The 19,532-nt window shown below is 61.0% G+C and carries 16 protein-coding genes; all 16 read left to right on the plus strand.

What is annotated here, in order from left to right; all coding sequences use genetic code 11:
- Nucleotides 1–450: 450 nt before the first annotated feature.
- The 16 genes from IT430_07825 to IT430_07900 all read left to right on the plus strand — a co-directional run bounded on the left by IT430_07825 (nt 451) and on the right by IT430_07900 (nt 19,528).
- Nucleotides 451–3,363 (plus strand): right-handed parallel beta-helix repeat-containing protein, encoded by a 2,913-nt coding sequence (locus IT430_07825; protein ID MCC6907831.1) that lies wholly within the window; start codon nt 451–453, stop codon nt 3,361–3,363.
- A 48-nt stretch (nt 3,364–3,411) separates the two neighbouring features.
- Nucleotides 3,412–4,272, plus strand: a complete 861-nt coding sequence (locus tag IT430_07830; protein ID MCC6907832.1) for a hypothetical protein — start codon at nt 3,412–3,414, stop codon at nt 4,270–4,272.
- 264 nt (nt 4,273–4,536) lie between these two features.
- Nucleotides 4,537–5,118 (plus strand): class I SAM-dependent methyltransferase, encoded by a 582-nt coding sequence (locus IT430_07835; protein ID MCC6907833.1) that lies wholly within the window; start codon nt 4,537–4,539, stop codon nt 5,116–5,118.
- A complete protein-coding gene (locus tag IT430_07840) occupies nt 5,115–6,032 on the plus strand; it encodes a hypothetical protein (GenBank protein ID MCC6907834.1) in 918 nt (305 codons plus the stop codon). Before IT430_07835 ends, IT430_07840 begins: the two co-directional genes overlap by 4 nt.
- 8 nt (nt 6,033–6,040) lie before the next feature.
- Nucleotides 6,041–7,510, plus strand: coding sequence for an oligosaccharide flippase family protein (locus IT430_07845; GenBank protein MCC6907835.1), 1,470 nt, complete (start codon nt 6,041–6,043; stop codon nt 7,508–7,510).
- Nucleotides 7,507–8,307 carry a hypothetical protein gene (locus tag IT430_07850; protein MCC6907836.1) on the plus strand — a complete coding sequence of 267 codons (801 nt, stop codon included), beginning with the start codon at nt 7,507–7,509 and terminating at the stop codon, nt 8,305–8,307. Before IT430_07845 ends, IT430_07850 begins: the two co-directional genes overlap by 4 nt.
- Nucleotides 8,308–8,310: 3 nt before the next feature.
- A complete protein-coding gene (locus tag IT430_07855) occupies nt 8,311–9,702 on the plus strand; it encodes a hypothetical protein (GenBank protein ID MCC6907837.1) in 1,392 nt (463 codons plus the stop codon).
- Nucleotides 9,699–10,739, plus strand: a complete 1,041-nt coding sequence (locus IT430_07860; GenBank protein MCC6907838.1) for a hypothetical protein — start codon at nt 9,699–9,701, stop codon at nt 10,737–10,739. The genes IT430_07855 and IT430_07860 overlap by 4 nt, the downstream gene beginning before the upstream one ends.
- Nucleotides 10,736–11,803 (plus strand): polysaccharide deacetylase family protein, encoded by a 1,068-nt coding sequence (locus IT430_07865; GenBank protein ID MCC6907839.1) that lies wholly within the window; start codon nt 10,736–10,738, stop codon nt 11,801–11,803. The genes IT430_07860 and IT430_07865 overlap by 4 nt, the downstream gene beginning before the upstream one ends.
- A gap of 3 nt (nt 11,804–11,806) precedes the next feature.
- Nucleotides 11,807–12,721 carry a glycosyltransferase family 2 protein gene (locus tag IT430_07870; protein ID MCC6907840.1) on the plus strand — a complete coding sequence of 305 codons (915 nt, stop codon included), beginning with the start codon at nt 11,807–11,809 and terminating at the stop codon, nt 12,719–12,721.
- Nucleotides 12,700–13,791 carry a GNAT family N-acetyltransferase gene (locus IT430_07875; protein MCC6907841.1) on the plus strand — a complete coding sequence of 364 codons (1,092 nt, stop codon included), beginning with the start codon at nt 12,700–12,702 and terminating at the stop codon, nt 13,789–13,791. Before IT430_07870 ends, IT430_07875 begins: the two co-directional genes overlap by 22 nt.
- A gap of 220 nt (nt 13,792–14,011) precedes the next feature.
- A complete protein-coding gene (locus IT430_07880) occupies nt 14,012–14,437 on the plus strand; it encodes a GNAT family N-acetyltransferase (protein MCC6907842.1) in 426 nt (141 codons plus the stop codon).
- Between the two features lie 86 nt (nt 14,438–14,523).
- Nucleotides 14,524–15,606: a peptidoglycan bridge formation glycyltransferase FemA/FemB family protein gene (locus IT430_07885; GenBank protein ID MCC6907843.1), complete on the plus strand. Its 1,083-nt coding sequence runs from the start codon at nt 14,524–14,526 to the stop codon at nt 15,604–15,606.
- A 1-nt stretch (nt 15,607) separates the two neighbouring features.
- Nucleotides 15,608–16,732, plus strand: a complete 1,125-nt coding sequence (locus tag IT430_07890; protein MCC6907844.1) for a GNAT family N-acetyltransferase — start codon at nt 15,608–15,610, stop codon at nt 16,730–16,732.
- A gap of 88 nt (nt 16,733–16,820) precedes the next feature.
- Nucleotides 16,821–18,425: a citramalate synthase gene (locus tag IT430_07895; GenBank protein MCC6907845.1), complete on the plus strand. Its 1,605-nt coding sequence runs from the start codon at nt 16,821–16,823 to the stop codon at nt 18,423–18,425.
- A 59-nt stretch (nt 18,426–18,484) separates the two neighbouring features.
- Complete coding sequence (locus IT430_07900; protein ID MCC6907846.1) at nt 18,485–19,528, plus strand: glycosyltransferase family 2 protein; 1,044 nt, start codon at nt 18,485–18,487, stop codon at nt 19,526–19,528.
- Nucleotides 19,529–19,532 lie beyond the last annotated feature (4 nt).

The raw sequence follows: 19,532 nt of genomic DNA on the forward strand, positions 1-19,532 counted from the left end.
GCCAGCCGAGGCGCGGCGTGAAAACGCCGATTGAACCCGCCTCAGGACACGAATCCGATCGATCCAGGGATGATCGGAACATGACAACCAGATGCGCCGAATCGGCCGGCCGGCCCGCCACCTTTTGTGCGCGCGACATGGGCAACGCCCGCGCTGACCTACGGTCAACCCTGCCTGACGACATTGAACGCTCGATTTTATAAGACCCTTGCTCGCAACGGCGCTCGCGCAGCCGGCGGTTATCAGTCACTGCCGCCCTCCGGCGCAAATGCGAGACGGTGCAGATCGTGCCGGTCAGCGAAACTGCCCCGATGATGCCGGCGCGAGCGATGAGGAAAGACCGGCGAGCTGGACATGCGGCTTGATCCTCTACTTACCCAATCGGACACTCTTCAAGGCGGTATCGTGCCGATATGCGGCAGGTCCGCGCGCACTATCGAGGAGTGGGTCATGATGAATTGCCGAATCGCCGTCAACACGCTGGCCGGATCGTTCAATCGACGCATGTATGCCGCGGGCGGCCTGCTGGCGGCTGCCCTGCTCGTGCTCCTCGCGCCTGCTTTGCTGGCGATGCAGGCCGCCGGCGATGACCTCAAACTCCGCGCTGCCAAGGAGCCGGCGATCATCGACCTGCACCTGCGCGAGCAGGACATCCTCTCGCGCAACGCAGCGCCGCTCGAAGCCGCCGGCAACGCGGCCATCGAACGCATCGCCGCGGCTGGACAGTCCAATCCGGGCCGGCTCGTGGCCATCCGCCTCACCGGCGCCGGCCTCAGCCTCAGCGACGCCCAGTACAGGCAGGCCCTCACGACCGGCGGTCCGGAAGAAGCCCAGCGCGTCGCGGCGGCATACGAACAGACGCTCGGCCAGTACCTCGAAGCCTTGCTCGACGCGATTCGCACGACCGATGACAAGGTCTCACTCAGCGTGCTCGGCCTGCCGCTCGAATCGCGGCGCAGCCTCGACCCCAAGGCGGCCAACCGCAACTACAAGGGGGTGCTCGATCGCGTCGATGCGTTCGTCGCCGCCAAGAGCATTGTTCTCTCAGGCGGCACGGTGACCGAACGCATCGCCCTGCGCGACGGCCTGCCCAGCAGCCTGGCCCTGCGAGACGGCCGGCCGGTGCTCTACCGCGCCAACGGCTCGTGGCGCATCGCGCTCAACTCAGAGGCCCTCGCCGACCAGCCGCTGCGGACCATGGACGCCGACCAGGCGCAGGCCGCGGCCCAGGCGGGCGAAACGACCGAGGCGTCCGAGGGCGGCCTGATCGTCGTCGACGACGAAAGCGCAATGGAGGGCGACCCCTTCGCCGAGCCCATCGAGGATGACGTGTGGGCGGAAGAAGGCGAGGATGACCTGACCCTCCTCGCCTCAGCGACCGAAGGTGGCACGAGCGGCTCGAGCACCTCATCCGACGCCCACTTCAAGTTCCACACCGGCGACAACACCCCCATCGGCCGGCGCCGCAGCAGCGGCGGCGGAGGCGGCGGTAGCGGCGGCGGCTCGTTCGTCGTCGGTGGTGGCGGCGGTGGCGGTGGCGGCGGTGGCGGCGGAGGAGGCGGCGGTGGCGGAGCCGGCGGCCTGGAAGGTGAAGGCGGCTCCGAAGGCGGCTCAGGCGGCGGCGGCAACTCCGGAGGCGGCAACTCCGGAGGCAACAACTCCGGCGGAGGCAACTCCGGCGGCAACCAGGGCAACCAAGGCACCGAACCCTGGAACTCCTGGAACCACCTCCACGACTTCACCGGCCTGCCCATGACCGAAGACGGCTGGACTGACCTCCTGGCCATGTACCAGCACCCGCTCTACTACAAAGACAGCCGCATCATCTACGTGTCAAGCTCCGACGGCAACGACGCCACGGCAGTCTACTACACCCCGGAGGCCCCCATCGTCGGCCCCGACCCGTTCAACCCCGTCGGCCCCCTCCAGCCGTTCAAGACCCTGGCTGCAGCGTACAACCAGCTGCGCGATGGTTACCCGGACATGATGCTGCTGAAGCGCGGGGATGTGTGGGAGGAACAGATACCAACGTGGCAGATTTCTGGCCGCTCGCCATTGGAACCGATGATCGTTTACACATACGGTCCATTGGACACCGACCGTCCCACTGTCGGTGCGTTCCGGACACGCTATGGCCCCACTCATCCGCAGTACGCCTTCAACCATATCGTGCTGGCAGGCTTGCACATCAACGCGCCGAGCGGTATTGGGAGGGAGATTGGAGGAAACGGGTGGCTCATCGAAGATCTCTTCCTGCCGGAACATACCAATACTGGCATGTCAATCCAGGGTGTCGGTTCGATCCCGCTGCAGAATGTGGCCATCCGCCGCTGCGTGGTTGCCGATCGCTACGCGATTCCGGGAAGCGGCCATGTGCAGGGTGTCTTCGTGTCGGCGACTCACGGCCTGCTTGTCGAAGAGAATATTTTTGACCATAACGGCTGGCACGAGACGATTCCCAGCGGCGCCGCCACCATTCATAATCATAACGCCTACATTCAGCACACTTGCTCGGATGTCGTCTTTCGCAAAAACATCTCAGCCCGATCATCCTCTCACGGCGTGCATCAACGGCCGGGTGGGCTGATGGAGGACAACCTCTTCCTGCAAAACCCCATCGTCCAGATGGGCTACAGTCACAGTGCCAATGCCAATGGGCCATGGAGCGGCATTGTGCGGCACAACGTGATTCTGGACTCACGAGACATTGACGACAGTCCGCGAGGGTTCGGATTGTGGCTTGAGACTCTCAAGGGCGCTGAGATCTATGGCAACGTCGTGGCACATCAGCGGACGGGCACTTCCAATATTCGGGCAATCGTCTATGGCCACACGAGCCCAGAACTCCACCATGCTGAAGACATTACCATTCGCGACAACGTTGTGTATCGCTGGGAGCGCGGCGGCTACGGCGCAGGCGAGGGGATTCGGATTTACAAAGATGATGCCCCAATCCTGAACTTCGTCATCACCGGCAACATCATCCGCCAATTCGCCGGCTCCGTGATTCATGTGCCCACCGATCCTGGGTCACTCAGCGAAATTGCGGTCAGCAATAACAGGTATTTCGCAGAGAACTCCTCTGTTTTCGCTCCAGGCTCGACATTCATCGGTTGGGTTGCTGCCACGGGAGACAGCGGATCAGTCTTTTCAGAACCGTCTTTTCCTGATCCCGAGCGTGACATTGAGGCTTACATGTCCTCGATTGGCCGCCCGGCCGAGAGTTACGAAGCAGCTCTTACTGCATTTCTCGCCGAAGCCGCCAAGCAGCGACGCGGCTTCTGGAGAGCGGAATTCACTTCCCGTGCGGTCAATGCCTTCATCCGCGAGGGGTTCGGATTGCCTGCCGTGCCCGCGAATTAGCGCAGTGGGCGCTCACAGGCGGCATTGCCATAACTCAACGATTGCGGGGTGAGATCAGCGTACGAGTTGGTCGAGGCGCATCGACTGCGAGTATCACCATTGCCTCAGTCGCCTGCTGTTATTGAGTTCGTCGGTATACCCGGAAGTGGAAAAACCACAATCGCTCGCGCCCTCTTGAGTGCACTTGATGAGGCCGGCGTCTCGGTCCGATACGAAACTAACATCTTCAATTGGACCACTTCTACGTCAGATTATCAACTGCGCCGCAGGTGGCGTCGTCTGCTTGTCGACAATGCCTTCATCGCCGCGGTCCGAAATCCCGCTCTTTACTTCTCGATGCTTCGCTTCGCCTTGAGCATCCGCCCTTTCACCTTCAAGAACGTTCAGTACGGATGGCTGATCCTGGGCTGGGTGCGCCGCACTTCCACCAGTATCAGCTCTACAGGTACTGTGAATACAGTCAACGTGCAGGATGAAGGCGCCTTGCATCTTCTCACTAGACTTGCCATGTACGGCGATCGATACTCCGAATCTGCGCTGCGAAGTATCGCCTCGCAGTTGGCGGTCGCGCTGCCTCGGATTATGGTTGTCGTATCTCCGATCTGCATTGAGACGGCAGTCACGCGGTACGTGCTTCGCAAGGGCCTTTCATTGGCCGACTCGCTTAGGATTTGCCGAAACGGTGCTCTCACTTTTGAGGAGGCGGTTGCTTTGCGCCGTCGTCACCAGGAGGCAGTGAAGGCGATTGCGATGCGTTTGCACGAGTCGATGCCCGGCCGGCTGATTCAGTGCCTCAATGATGATACGCCGATCCAAGACCATGCAGCCGCCATCTTGGACGCCCTTCCTCGGGGCTGGTGCCGTGGCGCCGATAGCACGGAGGTCGCCCATGCAGCTTCACCCAGTTAGGCGGCAGCCGATTCACCTCATCAAGAGGGACGTTCCGTTATGACGCAGAAACGTGCCGTGAGAATGCTCGTCCCGGAGAGGCTCCGACGCGCCGTCTACGAGCGGCTTGGCGCTCGACAACGCCGTCTTCGCCCTCTTCGCCTGAGCAACGTCCTCGAGAATCACTTACGCTACGAGGGCGAGCTCTACGAACCGGTACGGTACTCCGATCGTTTGCGCGAAGGTAAGCGCGACTGGACTCAGCGATGGTCGATGATTAGCCGGGTGCTTCAGCAGTATGATGCCGGATCGATCCTAGATATCGGGTGTGCAGAAGGGTGGTTCTTGCGGCGGGCGGCAGAGGAGTTTGGCTGCTTTGCTTTGGGTATTGAAATCGACGACAGGCGACTATTCAGAGGCGAGGTTTCGCGACTAGTTGATGAGAGCGAGTGTCATGCGATCATGAAGGCCAAACTGACTCCGGCGAGCATTCTGCGACTGCCGACAGTTGATGTCGTGTTGTGCCTGTCCGTGGTTCACCATGTCGTGCGCGCCGAGGGAGTTGAAGGCGGAAGGGCATTCCTGCGATCAGTTGCCACACGTGCACGAAAGGCGCTCGTGTTTGAAATGGGTTGCCGCGAGGAGCACGAGATGTCGTGGAAAGAAATCATGCCCGAAATGCCCGAGGGCCAGGATAGGTTTATGATAGAGTACCTGCGCTCAGCCGGCTTTCACAACGTGCGCGTGCTTGGCGCGACGCCATCACTTCGACATGAAGCGACACGATCGCTCCTGGTGGCCGAACCATGCGACCGTCAATTGGCGAGTCGCGAAGCCGAGGCTCAAACCGTGACGGAGAAGCTATGAGCATCGCCGAGCTTCCGCAGTGTTGCTACGTGGTTACGGCGCGAACGGGGCGTGATCTACTGATCATGACCCATGCGGCCCTATTGACACTTCGGCATCACCACGCCGGAGCGAGGGTTGTCTTACTGACTGATGTTCCGACTCAGTCTTCCTGCCGTCAGCTCTATCCGGCACTCATGGACGCCGTTGATGAGACCATCGTCATTGACTCTGGTCTGGAGAACGGCCCGGCTTCATCGCGCTTCGTCAAGACCCGGATGAGGGAGGCCGTCAGGGGAGACCTGATTTACTTTGACATCGATACGGTTGTCTTGCGACCTGTCGACGCATTGGTAGATCACGACTGTGCGCTCTGCGGCGCGGAGTATGACCTTTCGAAGGGCGGTCGATTCGATTCGGTTCTGCTTGACAAGTTCCGTCGGGCGGGATGGCCGGCGCCGGTGTGCCCATATCTCAGCAGCGGCGTGCTGTTCATGCGCGACGACGAACAGGGTCGGCGCGTCGGCGCGCGTTGGCACGAGTACTGGAGAGCGACTCGCGAGATCATGGGCGACACCGATCAGCCGTCTCTGCACCGCGCGACGGTGGAGGCGGGTGCCTCTGTTCACCTTGTGCCTGAGGACTACAACCAACCCGTGCGTGACATGCCCCAGAAGCTCAAGAGGCCCGCGGTGTTGCATTACACGACGCGCGCGGCCTTGAACAAGCCCTACGTGTTGATGCATCACCTAATGAGGCATCTCGAGGAGCACGGTACTCTCGATGTTCGGGCATTGGAGCGTGCGCGTGATCGGAATGATCCGTGGGTCTCACCGGGCCCGGGGATCAAAGGGAATTGGTACACGGGGCGGTACGGCGCGGCTGCGAGAGAAGCTGCGCGCCGGGCGGTTCGATTCGCACTGCGAAAGGCATGAAGCAGCCGTTGACCAGATCGTTGGCAGTCCAAGGCGCCTTGTGGACGCTCGGCGGCTACGGCTGGAGCCAGATCATGCGCCTCGGCAGTCACCTCATCCTCGCCTGGCTGCTGGCGCCGGAGATCTTCGGCCTCATGGCGCTCGTCAAGGTCTTCATGCAGGGCATGGAGATGTTTTCCGATGTGGGCATCAAGCCCAGCATCATTCAGAGCAAGCGCGGCCACGACCCTGCCTTCCTCAATACCGCGTGGACGATTCAGATCATTCGCGGGCTGGGCCTGTGGCTGTGCACCTGCCTGCTGACCTGGCCGGCCGCAGCCATGTTCGCGCGCAACGACGAGACCGCTTGGGCGCTGCTTTACCTGCTGCCGGTCGCGGGCTGCGGGACCGTCATCGCCGGTTTCAGTTCGACGGCCCTGGCGACGCTCAACAAGGACCTGCGGCTGGGCCGGTTGACGACGCTCGAAATCGCCTCACAGATGGTCTCTCTCACGGTCATGGTCCTCTGGGCGCTGGTGAACCCGTCCGTGTGGGCGATGGTCGCCGGCGGACTGGCGAGCGTCTGCTTCAAGATGATCGCCAGTCACTTCATCGTTCCGGGCCACCGGGTTCGGGTGGCGTGGGACCGCGAGAGTGCGCAAGAACTGTTCACTTTCGGCAAATGGGTGTTCCTGAGCACTGCGTTTACGTTTCTGGCGCTGAATCTCGATCGGATCATCCTCGGCAATGTTCTGACCCTGGCTGACCTTGGGCTCTACAGCATTGCGTTCGTATTCGCGAAGGTGCCCTTCTACGTCTGCACGCGGCTGGGCGGGACGGTGCTTTTCCCGGTCTACGCCAGGCACCGCGACCGGCCCGAGCGGATGGTCGAGGTTGCGCTGCAGGCGCGCGAGGTGGTGCTCTGGGCGGGGGCAGCAGTGTGCATCGCCATGGCGGTGGTGTCACCGCTCTTTTTCGAGACCCTTTGGGATGAGCGGTACCACAGCGCCGGCGGGATCGCGCAGTGGATGGCGCTGTACATCTGGAGCATGATCGTGCTGCTCACGATGGACCGCCTGCCTCTGGCACTGGGCAATTCCAAGGCGCTGTTTTATGCGAACGTCTGGCGGACCGCAGGAGTCGTGTTCGCCGTTGCGGGCTATGCAGTGTGGGGGCTGGCGGGATTCGTCATCGGTCTGGCGCTTGGGCCGGTGATCGCGCATGTTTATGTGCTGCGGGAAGTGCCCTTCGGGCGCGAGGCGCTGACGCGCCAGGCGGTGAGGTTCACGCTCGGGGCGGCCGCGTACGGCCTGCCCGCGGCGCTCATCGCCAATAGACTGGATTCGGCATACGAGTTCTGGATTCGAGTCGCAGCGACGGCGGGTCTCGCGGGCATGCCGCTGGCAGTGGCGGCGGTTGTCGTGCGCGGCCAGGTCTGGGGAAGGCGCGAGCCAAAAGCGTCCGCCTCGCCGGCGGTAGTCGTTCCGGAGGCGCCATGATCGCTCCCGTTGATCTTGCGCGCTGGGAGCCGCTGATCCGCGAGGCGATTGAGTCCGGGCGGACCAGCGAGTGCGGCGGCTGCGAGTTTCTGCGGGGGCGCACACGCGGCCGTGGAATGCTGATGCGCATCACCGACTCCGGCGGCGACTCCGTTGTCGTCAAGGCCTGCCGGCAGCGGGACCTGAAGGAGCGGCTCCAGGGGCTTTCGGGCCTGAGCATGGCGCATCGCGAGTGGCGAGCCCATGAACACGTCGTGCGATCCGGGATTCGCGCGCCGCGACTGCTTCAGTTTCTCCGGCTGAACCTGAATTCGGGGGAGCGGTTCGAGGCGATCGTGATGGAGGATCTCGGACCGACCTGCAACGGCATGGTGCATCTCAAGGAGTTGATCGCACAAGGCGATGAGGATGCGGTCGAGAGCTTTGAAAGCCGGGTGGTGGGTCTGACGGAGCGTCTGCTCGCCGCGAAAGTCGTGGATGTGGATCACCAGTTCCGCAACATCGTGGTCGGCCAGGACCGGGAGCCCATGCGGGTTGATTTTGAGTGCGCTCGCGTGTTCAGAGGCGCGAAACCGCCTGCGAGTTCGCATGGCGCGATGCTTGGGTGGTTGATTGTGAGTCATGCATTCACCTGCCAGCCCGAAACCTCGCGCACCGAACGCTTTGCCGACCATCTCAGACAGTGTCTGCGGCCACCGGAGGCGGTGCTGGAAGTAGCAAAAGAACGCGTGAATAGAACTCTCGAACACCAGCGTCTGGCGAACGGAATTGACTCCCGGGTGCGTCTTGAGTGGTGACAAGTGACGCCGCTGATCCCGATCGCGCTGTTCGGCTGGCCGGCAGCGGTGCTGGTGCTCTTTGCCATACTCCAGGCTCGGGTGGCGGTGCTGGTGTCCTATCTGGGCGCGTGGCTTTTTTTGCCAATGGCTGCGTACGAGTATGCCGGTCTGCCCGGTTATGGAAAAATGGAAGCCGCGTCGTACGGCGTGCTTGCCGGAGTGATCCTCTTCGACTCGGCGCGACTCGGTCAGCTTCGCCTGAACAGGTTCGACCTGCCGATCGCAGTGTGGTGCGTCTCACCCTTCTTTACGTCTGTGCTCAATGGCCTCGGAGCGTACGACGGCGCGTCGATGGCCTACGGCCAGGTCATCAGCTGGGGCGTGCCGTATCTGATGGGTCGGCTCTACTTTTCCGACATGGAGGGGCTGAAGGCGCTGGCGATCGCGGTGGTGATCGGCGGCCTGCTTTACGTGCCGCTGTGTCTGTTTGAGATTCGAATGAGCCCCCGGCTGCACATCTGGGTGTATGGATTTCACCAGCACTCGTGGGGACAGTCGCACCGGTTCGGCGGATGGCGGCCGACCGTGTTCATGCAGCACGGCCTGGCTGTGGCGATGTGGATGACGACTGCTTCAATCGTGGCGCTGTGGATGTGGTGGTCGGGGGCGCGCCGTGGGCTCTGGGGAATTCCCTTGGGCTACATCGCTGCGGCACTGTCGACGACAACAGTTCTGTGCAAGTCCATCGGCGCCATTGCGCTGCTGGCGATCGGCGCGGCCGCGATGGCGTCTGTCAAAAAGCTGCGAACCGGAATAGTGGTCAGTCTGTTGCTGGTGGCGCCTGTGATGTACATGGGCTTTCGAGCATTGGGAGTCTGGGATGCTGCACAACTGATGTCTCTCGCCGACGCGGTGGCCCCGAGCCGGGAGGGATCGCTGCGGTATCGTTTAGAAGCAGAAAACATTCTCAGCGAACACGCGATGCGCAGGCCCTTCTTCGGCTGGGGAACGCACAGCCGCAACCGCCCATCTTCGATGGGATACGACGTCGATAACATCGCGACCGACGGCTTTTGGATCATCACATTCGGCCAGCAGGGCGCTGTTGGACTCGTTTCAGTGGCGGCGCTGATCTTGCTGCCGGCGTGGATGCTGTTCCGACGAACGCCCCCATCACTGTGGTCGAGTCGCGAAGTCGGGCCCGTCTTCGCGCTCGCGTTGTGCCTGGTGCTGTTCATGGTTGATTCGCTCTTCAACGCCATGATGAACCCAGTCTACGCAGTCATCGCTGGCGGCCTGTGCGGGGCGACGAGTGTCGGCGCTTTGAGGCCTGGCTTTGCGCGCCCTGCGCGTGTCGCCTCTCATGACTCCGCGATTCTCGCTTCCCGAATGGCGCACAAAACTTACTCATGAATGTATTCGCAACAAGTGTGGTGCGGCAGGACGTCAGCGGCGCGGTGGCTACCGAAGTGGATGCTCTAAATGATGAGAACTCGCACATCACCATGGAGGTCCTTGAACCTCTTCTGCGACCGTCGCTCGAAGCGCTTGAATTGCAGCTCGGTCCGAACCTCTCGCTTTCGCCGCTTGGCCGTCTCAAGCCTGGCATCGACTCTACGACCAAAGGACTCATCGAGAATGGTAGTGGTGAGGCCGTGGCCGTCGTCGTCTGCTCGCGGCCGTCATCACCCCTGCTCGTCGCGCGGGGTACGGAGCGTGCCGAGCGCATCCGCTCAATGCTCGGAGAGCGATTGGGTGCCGCGATCATTGCGCCGATTTACAGTGGCGTCATCGACGGACGAAGTTACGTCGTCCTGCCTGTGGCGCGCGATCTTCCTTCAAACCGGCTCGTGCTGCGGTGGCGGCTGTGGAGTTTGAGGCGAACGCTTCTCGACTGGCTGGCAGACGCGGTCCGGGCCGCGGCGATAGCGCAAAGAATTACGCCACAAAGCGACAGTCAGTTTTCACTGGCCCTCTCACACCTTGGATCACAGGCGTTCCTGGACTCCGCAACCAAGACGGCGGTTAATGAGTCGCTCAATCGCCTGCATGCGGGTCAGTGGTCGCCATTGCACACTTTCGACCATAACGATCTGTGGTACGGGAATATTTTGCAGCCACTTACTTCAGCAAAGCGCGACGGCACCAAGTGGCCATTTGTGCTGATCGATTGGGCCGGAGCGAATCCTCGCGGCTACGGCGTGTACGATCTGATCCGCCTCTCCAGGTCGCTTCAGCTTTCTTCCGCGCGACTCGGCCGTGAACTGGTTCGGCATGCCAGGGCGCTTGAGTGCGAGCCTGCAGACCTTCGTGGCCACTTTTTGGCTTCGATGGGACATCTTCATCGCCACCTTGAGCACTTTCCGCTTGAGCGCTTCGTGGAGGTCTTCAAGTCCTGCTGGCTGACACTCGATCGCGGATTGGACACGGTTCCTTCAAAGGCGCAATGATTCAGGCGCATCGGAACTTTGTTGGAGGATCGTCGACGTCGTCGCGGCCGCGCGGGTGGCAGAGCGTTCGCCGACCAGTGAAAGCTGCGCTTGGCTGCCTGGGCGTGCCGGATCTATACGCAAGACTTTCGCGCCGTCGCGGGGCGATTATTCTCATGTACCACAGTGTGGCCGGGCCCGACGAGGCGGCGTGGATCGATCCGGCGAACCACGTGCCTGCCGATGTGTTCGAGGAGCAGATGCGATTCCTCGCCGAGAGACGGAAGGTGCTGCCGCTGCTGTCGATCGTTGACATGCTCAACCGAGGCGCGTCTCCTCCTGCCGGCAGCGTCGCCATCACGTTTGACGACGGCTATCTCGACAATCTTCTGGTCGCGGCCCCGATACTTGATAGTCTCGGTCTCTGCGCAACGCTGTTTCTCGCGACCGGATACGTCGAACGTGCCGATCCGCAGTGGATCGATGTCGCATACGCCTGCTTCGCTCATCGAAAGAACGCCCGACTGGAGTGGGCCGAGGCGCCCGCCGGCACTTGGCTTCTGGACTCTGTCGATGTTGAGCGGCAGGCATACGGCGCCGTGTGTGATTCGCTTCTCAAAGCCGAACCAACCACTCGGCGAACGCTGCTGAACGATTTGCACACCCAACTTGCACCATCGCAGGAGCCGCCTCGCCTCACGCTAGATTGGTCTGATGTGCGACGGCTCGTGCAAGAATACCGCTGCTTTGAACTGGGAGCGCACACGGTTGATCACATCGATCTGACCGGAACCGAAGACCTGGCGGAACATCAGGTCCAAGAAGCATGCGCCGCCATCGCCCGACAGTCCGGTCGACAAGCGCGGCTTTTCTCGTTCCCTTACGGTCGAAGCTCGCCTCGCCTGCGCGATGTGCTCAAACGTTCCGGACTCGCAGGCGCATGCGGCGGCGGCCACGAGACGGTCATCGACTGCGGTTGCGACCCTTTTGCGATGTCACGTGTTCCCGCCCCCCGAAGCATGCACCAATTCGAATTCCTCACCAGCACCGCCAATACCGGAATCCTTCGCCGCTGCATGCGATAGCCGATGCGCCCGCTGGTTTCCGTCATCATCGTTACGTACTACTCTCGCTCAACGATCCGTCGTTGTATCGACGCGCTGCGTTCATCCGTGGACGCTGGGATCGCACGCTGCATTGTCGTGGACAATGCCAGCGACGACGGCACAGCTGAAGAGGTCGAGGCCAGCTTTCCCTGGGTTACGCTGGTTCGGAGTCCGCACAATCTGGGATACGGCCGAGGCTGCAACCTCGGCTTTCAGCGCTGCGATACAAAGTACGTGATGATTCTGAACCCCGACACGGTCCTCAGCCGGGAGGCGATACAGACTCTCTGCGAGTTTATGGAAGCTCACCCCTCCTGCGGCATAGCTGCCCCGGCAATCCTTGAGGACAACTCGCACCTTCAGGCGGCGGGACTGATGACGACACCATGGACGGTTCTCCGCGCCGCGATGGGATCTCGGCAGGCGTACACCCGTCGCCGAGTAATCATGCCCGGCGAAGAGGCGTTCCGGACGAATTGGGTCTGCGGCGCTGCCATGCTCATCACGAGCGATCTGTTCCGCTCACTCGGGGGATTCGATCCTTGCTTCTTTCTGTACTTCGAGGAGACCGATTTGTGCCGTCGTGCGACGTCGGCTGGCGCGGAGATCTGGGCGGTCGGTGCGGCGTCGATCTCCCACGTCGGCGGCGCGAGCGCCGAGGCAACTGGTGCCGCGCGCGTCGGCTCATGCATCGCAGCGTACTACTTCCCCAGCCGGTATTACTACCTGAAGAAGCATTTCGGGGTGGCTGCTGCAGCGATGACCGAGCTTCTTGAGACCATTGCCCTGCGAACTCGCGGGCTGCTGCGGTACATCTTGCGCGGCAAAGCGTTGAATGAACAGCTTCGCCGCCCGCCGCTGTTTCAGTCACCCAAGTGTCCATCGCCGAAAGCATGAAGTACTTCGCGATTCCCGCCCGTGAACTGTCAGATGATCTCATCGAGCGATGGCGCCTGATCCAACAGACCAATGATACATTTGCCAGCCCCTACTTCTGTCCTGACTTCACGCAAGCGGTCGCCCGGGTGCGACGTGACGTGTACGTCGGTCTTATTGAAGACGCCGGGAGAGTGGTCGGCTTCTTTCCCCACCACCGCCGATGGGATCGAGTCGCCCGGCCGGTCGGGCTGCGCCTCTGTGATTACCACGGCGTCGTCGTCGACACGAGTGTTGACTGGCGGGCGGAGGACCTGCTGCGCGGGTGCCGCCTCGTCCGCTGGGAGTTTGATCATCTTCCTGCGCGGCAACACCAGTTCTCAGCTGGCTTCGCCAACGAAGAGATCTCGCCCATCGCCGAATTGCACCACGGCTTTGACGCCTTCAAGCAGGCGTGCGGCAAGAATGGACGAAAGCAGATCCGGGAGGCCGAGCGCAAAGCGGAACGACTCGCGCAGCGCGCGGGACCCCTGCGTTTCGTGGAGAACTGCGACGATAAGCGTCCGCTGGAGTGCCTCTTGAAGTGGAAATCGAAGAAGTGCCAGCAGACTGGGGTCGTTGACTTCTTCGCCATCCGTTGGTGCCGAGCGCTGATCGAGCAGTTGATGGCGATGAAGCTCGCTGGCTTTGGCGCGCCTCTCTCCGTTCTCTATGCGGGTGACGATATCACGGCTGTTCATTTGGGACTGGCCACGGCCCGAGTACGACACTCGTGGTTTCCAGCGTACGACGAGCGCTTCGCCGCGGACTCGCCGGGTGCGATCCTCCTGCTTCACCTGTTGAAATGCGCTGCGGAGGCGGGAGTGGATCACTTCGACTTCGGCAAGGACGTTTCCGTGTACAAGAGCCGGTACATGACCGGCGCCATCCCGCTCGCTCAAGGTCGGTTCGAGGTGCCGTCAGTCGTCAACTGTGCCGCACGCTGGCGCTCGCAGATCGAATCTTGGAGTCGCCGTTCCCGCCTGCGAGCGGTACTGCGGCATCCGGGGCGCCTCATCCACGCTCTCGAGCATCGTGGCCGTTATGATTGAATCGCCCGCCGGTAGGAGGGGTCCAGATGTCTCAGCTTACCGACGTCGCTTCGGCGAGGTTGTAGGCCGGGGGTGGCATGGCGTATTCCGGCGCATTCAGTCACAATACCGGCGTCTGTTTCGAAAGCGGAACCATGTTTATGTGCATGAGGGACCTTTTTCCCCGCCGCACAACAGTTCCTTACGGTTTGGCCAGTATGTACGCTGTGAAGATCTTCCGATGTGCGTCGTCGAGTCGATTGTCACGCACGGCGGCAAATCGATGCTCGATCTCGATTTCCAGGAGATGCGTCAGAACGCCGTGATGTGGGTCGCATTCAGCAACGGCGATCCTGTCGGCATGCTGTTTACTCGACAAGGGCAGCACTTCGCGAGGTGGTTCGTTGATCTCAATCCTGACGACATCGTCATTTTCAGAATGCGCACTTATCCGGAATACCGTGGCCGCGGAATAGCTCCTGCACTGATGACGCATGCTATTTGGTCGCTCTGCGCGAATGGAACGCGAGCATTTATCGATTGCCGCGTGTACAACCAGCCTTCTATTCGGTCTATTCTTAAATCCGGGTTCAGGCGCATTGCCACGATGAAGCCGCTGAGGCGCGACGATGTGCTTCCCGATCGTGATGGACGACCGGACGCGTGAATAGCTACTCGCCCATTGAGGAGCGGCGCACGGGATCGCTTGCACTCTCCTGTTCGGCTGCTGCAACAACCTGCTCGGAAGGCCTCGTGCCAGTTCACGATGCCGGTATTCAAACACCCAGCTCGACTACCGCGACAGCGGGCCAAGCGGCCTCCGTCAGCGACGTCGATTGGGAGACATTCGTTGCGTCTCACGATGATGGGCATCATGAGCAGTGCGTGGAGTATTCGCGACAAAGAGAGAGCCGGGGATTTGCTCGCTCTCGAGTGGCGATCTGCAGAGGCGGAGCGGTCGTAGCCGGCTGCAACGCGATCATCGCCTCTACTCCAGTCGGCCGTCTCGGGCTCATCCAGCGTGCTCCCATCGTGCAGGACAATTGCGCTTCCCTCCTGACCGCGACGGTATCTTCTCTGGACGGGTTGGCGAGCGATAAGAGTCTCGCTGTGCTGCGGATCGACACCTTTCCGACGCAGACCGCAGTCCATCAGGTGCTGCTCGATGCCGGCTATTGCTGGTCTGCACCCTGGTGCGGCAAGCGCGCATCGCTGCTGATCTCGCTGCGCGCCGGCGATGCAGACCTTCTTTCACAGATGAAGACCAAGGGGCGCTACAACACACGTCTTGCGGAGAAGGCCGGTGTCATCGTCGAGACCGGTTCGCTGAATGAAGTGCCGGAGTTCTATGAACTCCACAGCAAGACGGCAGCTCATCATGGCTTTCCGGTGTTTCCTCTCGAGTACTTTGCGTACCTCTGGAGACTCTTCGCCACGCGGAACCGGATGGCCTTCTTCATCGCGAGATTCAATGGCCGACCGGTGGCAGCAATCTGCAACACCGTCGTGGGATCGCGAATGTACTACGGCTGGGGCGGCATCGATCGGGATCCTTCGTGCAGCCGCCTCATGGCCAATTACCTGCTTCACTTTCGAGCAATGCAGTGGGCTCGAGAGCACGGCTGCACCCATTACGACCTCTGCGGCGACACCGAGTTCAAACGGAAGCTTGGCGGCGAGCCGATTCTCTGGCCGCTGCCCTTGCGAAAGTTTTACGGCCCCTTCGCCGGCCTTCGCCGCTGCGCGTTGGAGACCTGCTGGAAGCGGCCGCTGCTGCGGCGAACTGTGGACCAGATCGCGTGGCGTGCTGGCTGCCGCCCGCGCCTGCCCTACTGAGATGCACAGCGCTCTTCACCGTACATTGCCCGCGTCGCTGGCGTCCTCCGTTCCGCACGAACGGGCGAGCGAGCCCAGTGAAACCGAAAGAAGAGCGCAAAGCGGCGCCGACTTTGACGCCGATGAGTGGAACGCGTTCGTTGCCGAGGCCCTCCACGGGTACCACGAGCAGACCTACATGTACGCGATGGTTCGGCAAAACTTTGGATTCGCGTGCCGACACGTATTCATTCGTCAGGCGGGAAGGCTCGTCGCCGGTGCTCAGGTTCTCCTGCGACGAACGCCGATCGGGCTCCTCGCGCACGTGTGGCGAGCCCCCATTGCCGTGGAAGATCAGCCCGAGCTGCTCGACCAGGCGGCGCGGGCGATTGACGATGCCGCGCGAGAGTGGCGCGTCGCTTCGATCCGGATTGATACGCTGCCGACACAGGATGCGGCGCGGCGGGCCCTGCGGGAGCAGGGATTCTGCCCCAGTGACGCGTGGATTGGAAAGAAGACCTCGCTCGTGATCCCGCTGGTTGGGAGCGACGATGCATTGCTCGCGCGCATTCGCCGCAAGACCCGTTACAACATGCGCATCGCCGCGCGCGAGGGAGTGGACATCCGGGTTGAGATGACCGGCAAGATCTCCGAGTTCTACGAACTCTACCGCCAATCCGCGGCGCACAACGGATTCGTTCCCTTTGAACAAAGGTACTTCGAGCAGATCTGGCGCACCTTTGCGCCGCGCGGCCGAGCGATGATGTGCACTGCATCGCTCGGCGACCGGCCAATCTCGATGCTGTTGAGCATGAAGTGCGGTGAACGCCTGTACCCCTCCTGGATCGGCACGGACCGTGACGCTCTCCACCGCAACCTGCAGGTCGGTGGTTTGCTCTACTACGAGGCAATGCGCTGGGGACGCGACCACGGCTGCTCGCTGCTGGACTTCCAGGACGCGATGCCGTACAAGCGTCTTTATTCGGATCAGGAACTCTCCTGGCCGGTGCCGATGCGGAAGTACTACGGCCCGCTCCGAGCCGCCAGATCGCGTGCGGTCGAATGCTCATGGTCAAGGCCAGCCCTTCGCCGCTCGATCACGGCCGCCGCGCAACGTCTCGGACTGCGGCCGCGAATGCCTTATTGACCATAGTGACGCACGACGCAAACTGTCCAATTCACTTTCGGTCCGGAGACGGCGGGTAACTCCGATGCCCGTGAGGGAGACTCACCAAATGCAACCTATTTATCTTTACGACACGACTTTACGAGATGGTACTCAAGGCGCCAACATCAGCTTCAGTTCCGCCGACAAACTGGCAATTTGCCATCGACTCGATTCGTTCGGAATTCACTATATTGAGGGTGGGTGGCCAGGATCAAACCCACGTGATCTGCAGTTTTTCGAGCTTGCGAGAAAGGCACGCTTCAAACACGCCAAGCTGGCCGCATTCTCTTCCACACGGCGCGCACATACAGATGTCACTGCAGATGCGAATATCCGGGCGTTAATCGACAGTGAAGCGCCCGTCATCGCGATCTTTGGCAAGAGCTGGGACGTACATGTTGAGCGAGCACTGTGCACAACTCTGGACGAAAATCTGCGCATGATCGCTGAGTCGGTCGCGTACATGAAGCAGCGTGGCCGCGAGGTGGTCTATGACGCCGAGCAGTTCTTTGATGGATTCAAACACAACCGCGACTATGCGCTGCAGACGTTGTTTGCTGCGGTAGATGCAGACGCAGATTTCATCACGCTATGCGATACCAATGGCGGCACTTTGCCAAGCGACATCAGTGCGATCACGACCAGCGTGCGTGACGCTCTGAGAGTCAGGTACGGCAGTTCCCGAACTGTCAGACTCGGCATTCACACTCACAATGACTGCGGCATGGCCGTAGCCAACACAATCGTCGCGGTACAGGCTGGCGCTGAGATGGTTCAGGGAACGATCAACGGATATGGGGAAAGAACGGGCAATGCTGATCTGACCTCCGTAATTCCTGTGCTGAAGCTGAAACTCGGGCTAAGCTGCGTGTCGGATGATCAACTCGCCGGGCTAACAGATCTGGCGCGTTACGTGAGCGAGACGGCGAACATGATTCCGCAGAACTCACGCCCCTTTGTAGGAAAGAACGCGTTTGCTCACAAGGCGGGCGTCCACGTCAACGCGATCATGAAGTTCCCTGAATCGTACGAGCACATGGAACCCGCACTGGTCGGCAATCAGAGGCGCATTGTGGTTTCGGACTTGGCGGGGAAGAGCAACATGGAGTTCAAGGCCAAGGAATTTGGCTTTGAGTTTGGAAAGGACGGTTTGGACAGCCGCACACTAGTCGCGGAAATCAAGCGCCTTGAGCAAGAAGGTTACCAGTTTGACAGAGCCGAGGGGTCCTTCAAGGTATTGATGCAAAAGCTCACGGAGCGATTCCGTCCGTTGTTTGAGCTTGAGGCGCTGCGAATCACCATCGAGAAGGACCGACACGACAGCAGTCTCGTTCATGCAGTACTGAAGATTCGGGTCGGCGACAGCATTGAGATGACCGCTGCGGAAGGAAGCGAAACTGTCGATGTGCTCGACAGGGCGCTACACAAAGCTCTGGATGTCCATTACCCGGAGCTCCAGACTCTGAAGACAATCGACTACAACATCAGAGTGATAGAGGGACACAATGGCTCTCCATCACGTTCCAGAGTCTCGATCGAGTCACGGGATGGCGATCATCGGTGGAGCACGATGGGCGTCTCTCCAAATGTGATCGAGGCCTGCTGGACGGCACTGGCAGATAGCTTTCACTATAAGCTCATCCGGCCGCAAAATGCCTCACCAATCGGCTGACGCTTCCGTGTCATTTGCTGTCAGGATCAGTTCAAGAATGGGTAAGGCAATCATTCTCGATGGCTGATACCGCCGTCATCATTATCGGACGCAATGAAGGCGAGAGACTGCGAAGGGCGATTGCTTCAATCCCACAAAACGAGGGCCATTCTCTTTACGTGGATTCCGGCTCCACAGATGGCAGTATCGAAATCGCGAGATCTCTCGTTGCGGTGCACCAACTCAATCCTTCGACTCCCTTTTCCGCCGCACGCGCCAGGGCGGAGGGCGTGGAAGTATTGGCACGAGAGTACGCCAGAGTCGATTACATCCAGTTTCTCGATGGTGACTGCGAGCTTGCTTCCGAATGGCTGCGACAAGCCGCGGCCTACCTTGATCAGCATGAAGACGTCGCCATCGTCTGCGGGCAACTCAGTGAAGCACAATCCGATGTGTTGCTCTATCGCAAGCTGAGTCCGCAAACCTGGAAGCAGCCCGCAGGTGATGTGGAGGCTTGCGGCGGCATCTTTATGATTCGAGCGCTAGCGTATGAGGCCGTCGGAGGGTTCAACCGCTCACTGCTTACCCGCGAGGAAAGCGATCTCTGTGCCAGGATCAGAGCCGCAGGGGGACGAGTCGTTCGGCTGGATCTCCCGATGGCCTGCCACGATTCGGGAATTGACACCTTTTCACAGTGGTGGGCGCGGGCCGTCTGGGGTGGGTATGGCGATGCGCTGAGCATCCGCAACAGTCGCGCAAACCGGCGGCGTCTTCGCCGAATGTGGACGGCTCTACTGCTACCACCCACGCTTCTTGTCATTGGGTGCTTTGGGATGATCTGGTCACTCTGGTTTGCGGCCGCCATCGTCTGCGGACTGGCGGGTATTGGAGTGCAGTTCACGAGAACAGCTGTCGCGCGTTGGCGACAGGGCGACTCAGTTTCCTACGCGCTCCAGTTCTCCGCTTTTTCGTCCCTGCGGGTGATCGCGGGGGGAGTCGGCTTTCTGAGATACTACACCCAGCGGGGTGCGACTGCGAAGCGCCCCGACCCGCGTCCGGGCCTGGACGCGACGGTAATCGATGCGGTGTCAGAGCACGATCGGTGTGCCGCCGACGCTGTCTGAGAAC

The organism is Phycisphaerales bacterium (assembly GCA_020852515.1).
Taxonomy (GTDB): domain Bacteria; phylum Planctomycetota; class Phycisphaerae; order Phycisphaerales; family UBA5793; genus UBA5793.